Source organism: Cognatundibacterium luofuense, from assembly GCF_018139685.1.
In the GTDB taxonomy this organism is placed as follows: Bacteria; Pseudomonadota; Gammaproteobacteria; order Burkholderiales; family Burkholderiaceae_D; genus Undibacterium; species Undibacterium luofuense.
Map to the genome: position 1 here is coordinate 317,313 of NZ_JAGSPN010000002.1, position 11,839 is coordinate 329,151.

General features: G+C 52.3%; 9 protein-coding genes. 7 read left to right on the forward strand and 2 right to left on the reverse strand.

The annotated features are described in order from the left end of the window. On the reverse strand, nt 1-2,676 hold the full coding sequence (gene pepN / locus KDM89_RS04860; protein ID WP_212686808.1) for an aminopeptidase N: 2,676 nt from the start codon (nt 2,674-2,676) through the stop codon (nt 1-3). Nucleotides 2,677-2,985: 309 nt separating this feature from the next. Between pepN and KDM89_RS04865 the strand changes: the two genes are divergently transcribed. Then, on the forward strand, nt 2,986-3,609 hold the full coding sequence (locus KDM89_RS04865; protein ID WP_212686809.1) for a hypothetical protein: 624 nt from the start codon (nt 2,986-2,988) through the stop codon (nt 3,607-3,609). 123 nt (nt 3,610-3,732) lie between these two features. Here KDM89_RS04865 and KDM89_RS04870 read toward each other — a convergent pair whose 3' ends face one another. Next, nucleotides 3,733-5,868, reverse strand: a complete 2,136-nt coding sequence (locus KDM89_RS04870) for a DUF1631 family protein (RefSeq protein WP_212686810.1) — start codon at nt 5,866-5,868, stop codon at nt 3,733-3,735. 1,093 nt (nt 5,869-6,961) lie between these two features. Between KDM89_RS04870 and KDM89_RS04875 the strand changes: the two genes are divergently transcribed. The 6 genes from KDM89_RS04875 to rlmH all read left to right on the forward strand — a co-directional run bounded on the left by KDM89_RS04875 (nt 6,962) and on the right by rlmH (nt 11,837). Next, nucleotides 6,962-7,687, forward strand: a complete 726-nt coding sequence (locus KDM89_RS04875) for a YebC/PmpR family DNA-binding transcriptional regulator (RefSeq protein WP_212686811.1) — start codon at nt 6,962-6,964, stop codon at nt 7,685-7,687. A 1-nt stretch (nt 7,688) separates the two neighbouring features. Then, nucleotides 7,689-8,963 carry a phosphoribosylamine--glycine ligase gene (gene purD / locus KDM89_RS04880; protein WP_212686812.1) on the forward strand — a complete coding sequence of 425 codons (1,275 nt, stop codon included), beginning with the start codon at nt 7,689-7,691 and terminating at the stop codon, nt 8,961-8,963. 71 nt (nt 8,964-9,034) lie between these two features. Continuing rightward, a complete protein-coding gene (gene hemF, locus KDM89_RS04885) occupies nt 9,035-9,934 on the forward strand; it encodes an oxygen-dependent coproporphyrinogen oxidase (protein WP_212686813.1) in 900 nt (299 codons plus the stop codon). Continuing rightward, nucleotides 9,934-10,596 carry a nicotinate (nicotinamide) nucleotide adenylyltransferase gene (nadD, locus tag KDM89_RS04890; RefSeq protein ID WP_212686814.1) on the forward strand — a complete coding sequence of 221 codons (663 nt, stop codon included), beginning with the start codon at nt 9,934-9,936 and terminating at the stop codon, nt 10,594-10,596. Before hemF ends, nadD begins: the two co-directional genes overlap by 1 nt. 2 nt (nt 10,597-10,598) lie before the next feature. Further along, nucleotides 10,599-11,276, forward strand: coding sequence for a ribosome silencing factor (gene rsfS / locus KDM89_RS04895; RefSeq protein WP_212686815.1), 678 nt, complete (start codon nt 10,599-10,601; stop codon nt 11,274-11,276). Between the two features lie 90 nt (nt 11,277-11,366). Beyond that, nucleotides 11,367-11,837 carry a 23S rRNA (pseudouridine(1915)-N(3))-methyltransferase RlmH gene (gene rlmH, locus KDM89_RS04900; RefSeq protein WP_212686816.1) on the forward strand — a complete coding sequence of 157 codons (471 nt, stop codon included), beginning with the start codon at nt 11,367-11,369 and terminating at the stop codon, nt 11,835-11,837. Nucleotides 11,838-11,839: the final 2 nt, after the last annotated feature.

The window sequence follows — 11,839 nt, forward strand, 5'->3', positions numbered from 1 at the left end:
TTATTCTGCAGCCAGCGCTTTGGTCACGACTTCTGCGACGTCTTTCGACAATTTCTTCGTACCTGCCACTTTTTCCAGTGCTGCTTTCATTTTTTGCTGCAATGCCGGGCTGTATTTTTTCCAGCGATCCATGCTGCGTGCCAGACGTGCGGCAACTTGCGGATTGATCTTATTCAGCGCAATCACCAGCTCGGCCCACAAGGCGTAACCGCTGCCATCCGGTGCATGGAATTGCGAAGGATTGGCATTGCAGAAGCTGAATGTCAGGCTGCGTGCGCGGTTAGGATTGTTCAGGGTAAAGGCCGGATGCTGCATCAGTTCACGCACTTTGGCGACATCCGTCGTTTCTGCCACGGCTTGCAACATAAACCATTTGTCGACCACCAGCGCTTCTTTCGAGAACAGTTTGTAGAACTGCGCCAGCGCTTTGTCTGCCGCTTTCTTCTGTTTCGCGTCACCTTTGAAATTCACCAGTGCATGCAATGCCGCCAGACGGTCTGTCATGTTTTCTGCTTCATTAAACTGCGTCAGCGCCAGATCAAATGTGGATTGTTGCGGCCAGTCTGCCAGATACGACAAGGCCAGATTTTTCAGGCTGCGTTTTGCGGAAGATTCTGCATCAGGACTGTATTTACCCGGTGTCAGATTGTCTTCATACGCCGTCAGCAAATCGCCGCGCAAAGCATCGCTGATCGCTGCGCGGGCAAACTGACGTGCGGTGTGAATGGCCTGCGGATCGACTTCGTCAAATTCTTCGGCAATCACCAGTTCCGATGGCAGCGTCAGTACCAGTTCACGGAAGGCAGGGTCCAGCGTTGTATCGTTCAGGGTATTACGCAGCGCTTCGAGGAACATCTCGTCCAGCGCCAGCGCTTCACCTGCCTGTACTGCCTGCGTCAGTTTCACCAGACGGCGGGTTGCCAGTCGCTGACCAGCTTCCCAGCGGTTAAACGGATCGCTGTCGTGTGCCAGCAAATGCGCCAGTTGCGCGTCGGAATAATCAAAGTGCAGCACGACCGGCGCAGAGAAATTGCGCAGCAGCGATGGGACCGGTTCTTCAGCAACATCACGGAAGATGAAAGTCTGGCTTGCTTCGGTCAGCTCCAGCACTACGCTGGTCTGACCAGCCTGAGCGCCATCGGTATGCAAAGGCAGATCACGACCATCCGCACCCAGCAAGCCCACCGTCACCGGAATATGGAAAGGCAGTTTTTCAGCCTGACCCGGTGTCGCAGGACAGGATTGCGCCAGTGTCAGCACATAGGTCTTTTCTTCTGCGTTGTACACAGCGCTGGCATGCACACGTGGTGTACCTGCCTGGCTGTACCAGCGTTCAAACTGGGTCAGATCACGGCCACCGGCATCCGCCATCGCTGCGCGGAAATCATCACACTCCACCGCCTGACCATCGTGGCGTGCAAAGTACAGATCCATGCCTTTGCGGAAGCCGTCGTGGCCCAGCAAGGTGTAATACATGCGCACCACTTCCGAACCTTTTTCGTAAATGGTGACGGTGTAGAAATTATTGATTTCAACAAACGAATCAGGGCGTACAGGATGCGCCATCGGGCCTGCATCTTCAGAGAATTGCACCTGACGCAGCACGCGCACATCTTCGATCCGCTTCACCGCACGACCAGTCGCCGTTCCTACCAGATCTGCCGAGAATTCCTGATCACGGAACACCGTCAGGCCTTCTTTCAGCGATAACTGGAACCAGTCGCGGCAAGTGACGCGGTTACCGGTCCAGTTATGGAAATATTCATGACCAACCACAGATTCAATACCTGCGTAATCGGTATCTGTGGCAATACTAGGATTTGCCAGAACGTACTTGGTATTGAAAATGTTCAGGCCTTTGTTTTCCATCGCGCCCATGTTGAAGTCGCCGGTGGCAACAATCATGAAGCGGTCCAGATCCAGTTCCAGCCCGAAACGTTCTTCATCCCAGCGTATGCTCTTCTTCAGGGATTGCATCGCGTGGTCGGTTTTGTCCAGATTGCCCGGCTCCACCCACACTTGCAGCAGCGCGTCGCGGCCATCCTGCAAACGGAAAGTTTCTTCCTGACAGACCAGCTTACCCGCGACGATCGCGAACAGATACGAAGGCTTGAAGAACGGGTCTTCCCATTTCGCATAATGGCGACCATCACCCAGATCACCTTCTTCGATCAGATTACCGTTCGACAACAGTACCGGGAAGGCTTTTTTATCAGCGCGCAGCAGCACGGTGTACTTTGCCATCACATCCGGACGATCCGGGAACCAGGTAATACGACGGAAACCTTCTGCTTCGCACTGGGTAATCAGATTACCGGCCGATGCATACAAACCAGACAAAGCGGTATTTTTTACCGGCTGAATCAGGGTTTCAATTTCCAGCACCACGTCGTCCGGCGCATCCGGAATACGCATGGTTTCGCCCTGAATACTGTATTGCGATTTTTTCAGGTTGGCGCCGTTCAGGCGCAATTGCAGAATTTTCAGACCATCACCGAACAACACGATGTCTTTTTCCGTGCTTTCCGGATTGCGGCGCAGGGTCATTCGTGTCGCTACATGCGTCTGTTCGAGGCCGAGATCCAGCCCCATTTCCACGGTATCCACCCAGAAGCCGGGTGCTACATAATCTTTACGGTAAATTGCCTGAGGTGCAGAAAGGTTGTCGTTTCGCATATGCAAGCTGTCTCTTCAGTCAGAAATCGGATGGGCGCCGTCGGTCAGGCGCAAACCAGCATTGTAGCAATGGCTATAGAAATTCCGGTAAATACCCGCTGAAAATTCAGCGGAAACAGGGAAAATTCGGCGAATTTGCGCAAGCGCATGCCGGATGCAGCTTTTGTTCCTGTGCGTTACAGTTCGAAACGGAAAGACAAGTATTTCGATTTACACTACAGGTAAGCGTTTTTGTGCAAGACTGCTCACATCGCAAGCTGTGCCTATGCGCTTTCTTCCCGTTTTTAGCAATTCAGCAGGAGATCTATCATGATTCACATCGCACGCAGCGTACTGATCAGCGGTGTCGTATTTTTATTATCCGCTTGTGCCAGCACGTTTTCCGGTCAGGTCAGCAGTTTTCACGAATGGCAGCCACAAATGGCAAAGATTTATGTCGTTGAACGTGCGCCGGATCAGGAAAACAATCCAGAGTACAAAGTCTATGAAGAACAGTTGCGCAAACAACTGGGTTTATCCGGTTTTCAGGAGGCAGATGCTCAGCATCCGGCCGTCATGAAAGTCAGCATGGCGTATGCAAGTAACTTTGCGGAATTACAGGTAAACAGCATGCATCCAGCGTTGTATGACCCGATCTGGCGACTGCATTTCCGCCGAGGCCTTTACTACGGCCCTTACTGGTATCCGTATCCGTCTTTGTACCCGTCCGACCTGAGTGTCAAACGCAGCTATCTGCACCAGCTGGAATTACGCTTCAGCGATGTGCAAAGCAATAAGCGTCTGGCCGATATCAAAGTCAGCACTGAACAACTGAATCCGGCAATTTCCTTATTTATGCCCGATTTGCTGGCCCTGGCAATGCAGGACTTCCCGCAACCGAACGGCAGCACCAAAGTCATCGAACTGCAAAAAGCGACAAAAGAAGTGAAATAAGCGACACTGAAGCTTCAGTGAACTGTGTTCGCGCTCAGGTCACAAAAAAAGGGAGAGCTCCATTAGAGACTCTCCCTTTTGTTTTGTGCATTTGCGTCTGCTGAATAATGCTGTCAGCACCTGTCAGAGTGGCGGATCCCGCAAGGCTTCGACCAGCGCACGATCCACAACCGAATGTGCAGCAACTTTAACGGCTTCGCCACAACGGAATTTCCCGATCAGTTCATCTGCTGAAACCGAGAACGAATCATGTCCCTGGCGGCTGCTGAAAATGTAACGGGTACGTTTCGGGCTGACCCATGCCAGACGATAGCGCGTTGTCACATCAGCCTGATTCGTGAAGTCCACCCACACTCCGGATTCCAGCGCATCGACCATGGCTTCCCACTCATCACTTTCCTTCGGCACTTGATCCTGCGCCTGACGGTTCAGACGCTTTTCACTGGCGCGCTGCGCAATGTTGACCGCAATTTCCAGCTGACGACGTGGTGATAATTCCAGCGGAGCACGGGCAATTGCCGCATGTCGCTCTGCCAGCTTGGAAAAGAAAATCACCCGTTCCGGCTCATCCCATTTAATCGCATTCAGCCATGCGTTCAGCAGCGTCAGCATCGCCGGTAACTTACTGACCAGTTCTTTACGTTCCTCCGCACTGTTTTTCGGCTTCAGACTCCAGATCAGATCATCCATCGTCTTCAGCGCATTCTCCAGCGCGTTCGGTTTTTCTTCTTTGACGTTATGTGCAATGGTCAGGATGCGTATCCACTGGGTGCGTAAGAAATCCTCCAGAAACCCAGCCACTTCACCGGTTTCAACCCGAATCGCCACATCGTTCTCGGCGAATTCGCGGGCCAGACGCATTTTTTCCTGCTTCAGCGCTTCCTGAACCGGTTCAGAAATCGCAGTTGCCGCTTGTTTTTCTTCATCCCGAAGGAAATTTTCGAGATCAGCAACAACATCGGAGAACAGTTCAATCTGCAAATCAAATTCTTGCTGTACCCGCTCGACCACACCTTCAATCATCTGATACAGCGGATCTTCTGCACTGGCATCACTGCCCAGTAACACAGAGGATTTCGCCAGCGTATCAATCAGAACACGTGCAGGATGGCTGTCGCGGAAAAAGAAATCCTTGTCCATCAGCGCGACCTTCAGCGTCGGGATCTGCAACTGACCAATCAGACTTTTGATTTCTGCCGGAATATGCGGGTCGTTGAATACGTAATCGAAAATCCGCGCAAGCAGTTCAATTGTATTCTGGTCAATGTGTGTCAGTTCATTCTGACGATGGCGGGAAATCTCGCGCAGATGCATACCGTTTGATGCACCGTCGGGCGTGGCAGCCGTACGCTGAATACTGGTCAGATAGTCAAAAAACTGCCGGTCGATAGTAATCGTTTCCGTGCCATCACCAGCGCCGCCCCAGGATGCCGCGCCGCTGAACCCCGGCAAAGACGCGTTTTCTTTACGCGCATTCTGATCGGAAAAAATATTCCGTAATTTGTGTTCCAGATAAGGATCTGACGCTTCCAGATCTTCGCGCCGCGTAAAAACCATGCGTTTTTTGGTCTGACGTTTCGCACCTTCTATATCGACGACAATGCCTCGTTCAACAAACGCATCATTCAGTCCCTGATACACCGGATTCAGTTGCAGAAATATTTCCGGCTGCAGCAAACGCAGTATCAGCGGCATGCTGTCTTTACTGTTGCTGTCAAATTCCTGCCATGCATCCAGCACCGCATGCACGAAAATTTCAGGCCGGAAGGGATTTTGCGAGACAGCAATCGGCGTCCGGCGTAAGACATGTCCGATACGGATATTCAGTCCGACCAGTTGATCTGCGTTATTCAGTTCGAGTGATTTGCACAGGTTTGAAGTCAGGATTTTGTTTTCCATTTCTTCAAACGGCACCAGCGACATATCCTGCAGATTCCCTTGCTCACCTAGTCGCTTACGGGTATTCATCACACTGATTTCTTTGCTGAGCGCGGCATTCAGATGCGTTGCGGCAAGTCGGTAGAAACTGCTGTGATTTCGTTTCAATAACTGATAGGTCTGAAAGCTGCTGGTTGCCTCATCCGGCCGCACATTCTGATCAGCAACTTTAAATAGTGCCTGTGTCAGTCGTGATGCGAACGCTTCAAGCTGCGACGAAATCAGGTTGACTGCGACCGGCACCATCGCCTGCAGCATTTGCACGCGCGGCGCTCCGGAGGAATCAGATTGTCTTTGCGGATTGACCGGCACTGTATCCATAAAATTTCTGTTCTGTCTGAATCTGTCATCTTTACAGCATCCGGCGACCGGATTTCCTGAAAACCCGGCTACCGGCTACAACCCTGCAGGTTTTGCAGCGCCCATCTTCAGCCAGCAAGAATTACACTGCATCTACCGGCAATATACTGCTGAATTCCTGCTGTTGACATGTTAATTAAGTCGGTGTCCTGACTGTCAAGCGCCAAGCGCTTTGCGGTTGTTTCAAAAGCGGAAGGATTACAAGACAGATCAGACAAGACAGGGCGCTTTTCACACGCGCTGCTTTTACTGCATCCGGATGCGTTGCATGATAAAGAAGTACATCAGGCCTGCCATCCGTTATTTCCCTTATACTTTTCCGACCAGCGGTACTTGATCAGATGCCGCGTTTCACTTCTTTTCAACGCACAAGGCACCCGGAGTGTTTCCGCCTCACATCTGCAGACCGCAGATGCCGAAATATGCACAGCATAAACGATTGCAGCCAGTGACGGCAGGCTTCGCACCCGATCAGCAACCAAAGTGGTGTACGGCGCAACAGCGTTGCGCCGGAACAAGCAGTAACCATAACGAAAAAACAAATAAGGCTGGCACGGGAATTATTTTCCACATGGAAAAATTATAACAATTCCTTACAAAGTCCCGCCGGATTTTTCAAATTATCTGAAAAACAATGACTCATAAGGCAATTATTTTTTCTACAATGGAGAAATCCCTACCAAACTAACAACATTGCTAATCCATTATGTACAGCCCAAGCCTGCAATTCTCAATATTCAGAAAAAAAACTGCTCCCGAAGAAATCAGCGTCGCAGAATCAGGTGACGTGAGCACAACGGAACCACTGAAATCTGCGTTTGCGAGCGACAAAAATACGCCGCTTTCGGCCATTTTCGCAAGACTAAGCGGAATGAATTCTGCACAGGAAAGCTGACAGCAAGAAATATGAGCTGCATCAATCACATCCCCGCCATCCCGGAACTGGCTTACCCGGGGTGCCTGTATGGTAAAATGATGGTTTATCTTCCAACCTGACAGGCAGTCAGAGTTTCTTCCTGAATCCGGCCGACTGCCTCCATAAGAAAGACACATCATGGCAGGACATAGCAAGTGGGCCAATATTAAGCACAAAAAAGCTGCGGCAGATGCAAAACGCGGCAAAATCTGGACACGTCTGATCAAAGAAATCACGGTTGCAGCCCGTATGGGTGGCGATGATGTGAATTCCAATCCGCGTCTGCGTCTGGCGGTTGAAAAAGCCGCAGACGCTAACATGCCGAAAGATAACGTCGCGCGCGCCATTCAGCGCGGCGCAGGCACCGCTGAAGGTGTGAACTACGAAGAAGTACGTTATGAAGGCTACGGCATTGCCGGTGCAGCGATCATCGTTGACTGCCTGACCGATAACCGTACCCGTACCGTGGCAGAAGTGCGTCACGCATTCAATAAATACGGCGGCAATATGGGAACCGAAGGTTCCGTTGCTTTCATGTTCAAACACTGCGGACAACTGATGTTCGCACCGGGCACCAATGAAGATGCCCTGATGGAAGCAGCACTGGAAGCCGGTGCCGATGACATCATCACCGATGATGAAGGTGGTATCGAAGTCCTGTGTGAACCGTATTCTTTATCCGAAGTGCGTGCACATCTGGAACAGGCAGGCTTCAAACCGGAAGTGGCGGAAGTGCTGATGAAGCCTTCCACTGAGACCGTGTTTACCGGCGAAGATGCACAAAAGATGCAAAAGCTGCTGGATGCAATCGAAAATCTGGACGATGTTCAGGAAGTCTTTACTAACGCCATTATTGAAGAATAATATGAAAATTCTCGTCGTCGGCTCTGGTGGCCGTGAACACGCACTGGCGTGGAAACTGGCGCAGTCTGAACGTGTGCAAACCGTTTATGTTGCTCCGGGCAATGGCGGTACTGCTAAAGATCATCGCCTGAGCAATGTCCCCCTGTCTGATCCGGCTGCGCTGGCAGATTTTGCGGAAAAAGAAGGTGTCGCACTGACCGTCGTCGGCCCTGAAGTACCGCTGGCGGCAGGTATTGTGAATATTTTCCGCGAACGTGACCTGAAAATTTTCGGCCCTACTCGTGAAGCAGCCCAACTGGAAAGTTCCAAGGACTTTGCCAAAGCCTTCATGAAACGCCACAAAATCCCGACAGCTGAATATCAGACGTTTTCTGATCTGGCGGCTGCGCATGATTACATCAATGCCAAAGGCGCACCTATCGTCATTAAGGCGGATGGTCTGGCTGCAGGTAAAGGTGTTGTCGTCGCGATGACGCTGGAAGAAGCGCATGCGGCTATCGACATGATGCTGGCAGATAACAAACTCGGCGATGCCGGGGCGCGTGTTGTGATTGAAGAATTTCTGGCAGGTGAAGAAGCCAGCTTCATTGTGATGGTGGATGGTAAAAACATTCTGGCACTGGCAACCAGCCAGGACCATAAGCGTTTGCTGGATAACGATGAAGGCCCGAATACCGGTGGTATGGGCGCTTACTCCCCTGCCCCTATCGTGACACCGCAGTTGCATGCACGTATCATGCGCGAAATTATTGTGCCGACTGTGCAGGGAATGGCGAAAGACGGCATCGTCTTCACTGGCTTCCTGTACGCTGGTCTGATGATCGACGATCAGGGCAATCCGAAAACGCTGGAATTCAACTGCCGCATGGGCGACCCGGAAACCCAGCCTATTATGGCGCGTCTGAAGAGTGATCTGGTGCAGGTCATGGAACACGCGGTCAACGGTACGCTGGATACGGTGGAACTGGAATGGGACCGCCGTACTGCAATGGGTGTGGTGATGGCAGCCCATGGCTACCCGGACAGCCCGCGTAAAGGCGACAAAATTACCGGCATTCCGGCTGAAGCAGCAGACGCCGTCGTATTCCACGCGGGCACCACTGAACAGGATGGCGCTACCGTGACCAGCGGCGGCCGTGTTCTGTGCGTAGTGGGTCTGGGTGATACTGTCAAACTGGCACAAAAACATGCGTACGATGTGGTCGAAAAAATCAGCTTTGCCGGCATGCAATACCGCCGCGATATCGGCTGGCGCGCACTGAACCGCAAACACTGATCTGGTTAAGTCGAATCCCGGTGTGGGTTGGAAGCTTTCCAACCCACATTGTTTTTTTATGAGATGCTGACATGGTGAATACCGAAGCTGTCAAAACCTATTTACTGGACCTGCAGGCACGCATCATTGCGGCGCTGGAGCAACTGGATGGCAAAGCCTTCCTGACCGACAGCTGGCAGCGTGCTGAAGGCGGTGGTGGCATTACCCGTCTGGTGGAAGAGGGAAATGTGTTTGAGCGTGGCGGCGTGAATTTCTCGCATGTCAAAGGCAGTACCTTACCGCCATCCGCTGCTGCGAACCGTCCGGATGTGGCGGGCCAGCCATGGGAAGCCATGGGCGTATCGCTGGTGCTGCATCCGCGTAATCCGTATGTGCCAACGGTGCATATGAATGTACGCTTTTTCAGTACCTGTGATACACAGGGTAATCCGGTCTGGTGGTTTGGCGGTGGCATGGATTTAACCCCGTACTATGGCTTTGAAGAAGACGCTGTGCACTTTCACCGCACCTGCCGCGATGCGCTGACACCGTTTGGTGAAGACTTATATCCGCGCTTCAAAAAGTGGTGCGACAATTATTTTTACCTGAAACACCGACAGGAAGCGCGCGGTATCGGCGGCGTGTTTTTTGATGATTTCAATGAAGGCAGTTTTGAACACAGCTTCGCGATGATGCGTTCTGTCGGCGACAGCTTCATTCCGGCCTATGTACCAATCGCCGAGCGCCGTCAGGCAATTGCTTACGGTGAACGTGAGCGCGACTTCCAGGCGTATCGTCGTGGTCGTTATGTAGAATTCAATCTGGTGTTCGACCGCGGCACGCATTTTGGTCTGCAATCCGGTGGGCGTACAGAATCTATCCTGATGTCGATGCCACCTGTCGTAAAATGGCGGTATCAGTGGCATCCGGAAGACGGCACACCTGAAGCGCGTCTGTGGACAGATTTTCTGCCACATCGTGAGTGGGTTTAATGGCAACAGCGGTTTCTTCGGTACTGGTATTTGGCGGCAGCTTCGACCCGGTACACTGCGGACATGTCGCACTGGCTAACCGCTTTTGTGAACTGCTGCAGCCGCAGCAACTCAGAATTATTCCTGCCGGGCAACCCTGGCAAAAAAGCGCTCTGACGGCTACATCGGAGCAAAGAGTCAGCATGCTCAGGCTGGCTTTTGAAAACTGGTCATTGTGCCAGCTGGTGATTGATGAACAGGAAATCGTGCGGGCGCAGCAGCAACAGCCCAGCTATACGATAGAAACCCTGCGTCAGCTCCGCGCTGAATTAGGACCAGACACCTGCATTCATCTGGCGATGGGTGCGGATCAGTTACATAACCTGCATACCTGGCGCGAATGGGAACATTTGTTCAGCTATGCCAACCTGTGCGTGGCTGCCAGACCGGGCTTCAGTCTGGATTTGTCTGCCGGTGCGGTCAGGGATGTCTGGAAACAAAGAGCAACAAGCGCAGAACGATTACGCAGCCTGCCCTGTGGCGGCACCCTGATCGAGCCGGATCTCGACTGGGATGTCTCTGCCACCCAACTGAGGGAAGGTTTAATGCGGCATAATCCTGCAATCCGGTCGCTGGTTCCTGTCAAGGTGCTAGACTACCTGCAACAACATACAATTTACTGATTATGGATATTAAAAAACTGCAAAGCATCGTTGTCGATGCACTGGAAGATGTTAAAGGCCAGGACATTCAACTGTTTGACACCGTGCATCTGACCAGCCTGTTCGACCGCGTACTGGTTGTCTCCGGTACATCGAACCGTCAGACCCGTGCGCTGGCCGCATCGGTACGTGACAAAGTCAAAGGCGCTGGCGGCGACATCGTCAGCATGGAAGGTGAAACCACAGGTGAATGGGTGCTGGTGGATCTGGGCGACATGGTCGTTCACATCATGCAACCTGCAATCCGTGCTTACTACCGTCTGGAAGAAATCTGGGGCGACAAGCCAGTGAAACTGGGCGCGGCAAAGCGTACTGCAAAGAAAACTGCCAGCCCGAGCACCGATGACGAAGAAAAACCGAAACGTACCCGCAAAACTGCGGCGAAAGCACCGGTTGAAGTAACCTTCGACATGATGGCAATTCAGGCACCGCTGGAAGATGATGAAAAACCGGCACGTAAGCCACGTGCGCGTAAAACGGCAACCACCGAAACTGCAGCAGCGAAACCAGCCGTACGTAAGCCACGTGCACCAGCCGTTCCAAGCGGTGGCCGTGTGAAAGTTGCTGCGACTAAATCTTCCGTTGCCTCTGCAAAACAGGCTGCGGCAAAACGCACAACCCGTAAGAAAGCAGCAGAATAAACCCTGCTTCTGTCTCTGTCTGACACAGATCTTGAAATGGCTGCCGCAGGCAGCCATTTTTTGTGGACGACAGCTCACCGAAAGAACACTATGCAACTGATTATTGCTGCAGTCGGGCACAAAATGCCGGACTGGATAGAAAACGGCTTTCAGGAATACACCAAGCGTATGCCCGCAGAATGCCGCGTTGTACTGAAAGAAATCAAACCGGTAGACCGCTCCGGCAGCCGTACTGCGGAAACCGTCATGTCGATGGAGCGCACCCGCATTGAAGCGGTGATCCCGAAAGGTGCGCGCGTCATTGCGCTGGATGAACGCGGCAAAGACTGGACCTCGGTCGCCCTGTCGCAACAGCTGACGCAATGGCAGCAGGACGGACGCGATGTGGTGTTTATCATCGGCGGTGCAGACGGTTTAGATCCGGAAATCAAAGCCCGCGCAGATAATCTGATCCGTGTTTCCAGTATGACCCTTCCGCATGGTATGGTTAGGGTTTTGCTCGCAGAACAACTTTACCGGGCCTGGTCGATTACCCAGAATCATCCTTACCACCGGGTCTGACA

Bases quoted from the DNA above. Each gene is read 5' to 3' on its own strand.
- hemF (WP_212686813.1), top strand. From the start codon at position 9,035: ATGGTGAATACCGAAGCTGTCAAAACCTATTTACTGGACCTGCAGGCA.
- pepN (WP_212686808.1), bottom strand. From the start codon at position 2,676: ATGCGAAACGACAACCTTTCTGCACCTCAGGCAATTTACCGTAAAGAT.
- nadD (WP_212686814.1), top strand. From the start codon at position 9,934: ATGGCAACAGCGGTTTCTTCGGTACTGGTATTTGGCGGCAGCTTCGAC.
- KDM89_RS04875 (WP_212686811.1), top strand. From the start codon at position 6,962: ATGGCAGGACATAGCAAGTGGGCCAATATTAAGCACAAAAAAGCTGCG.
- rsfS (WP_212686815.1), top strand. From the start codon at position 10,599: ATGGATATTAAAAAACTGCAAAGCATCGTTGTCGATGCACTGGAAGAT.
- KDM89_RS04865 (WP_212686809.1), top strand. From the start codon at position 2,986: ATGATTCACATCGCACGCAGCGTACTGATCAGCGGTGTCGTATTTTTA.
- purD (WP_212686812.1), top strand. From the start codon at position 7,689: ATGAAAATTCTCGTCGTCGGCTCTGGTGGCCGTGAACACGCACTGGCG.
- rlmH (WP_212686816.1), top strand. From the start codon at position 11,367: ATGCAACTGATTATTGCTGCAGTCGGGCACAAAATGCCGGACTGGATA.
- KDM89_RS04870 (WP_212686810.1), bottom strand. From the start codon at position 5,868: ATGGATACAGTGCCGGTCAATCCGCAAAGACAATCTGATTCCTCCGGA.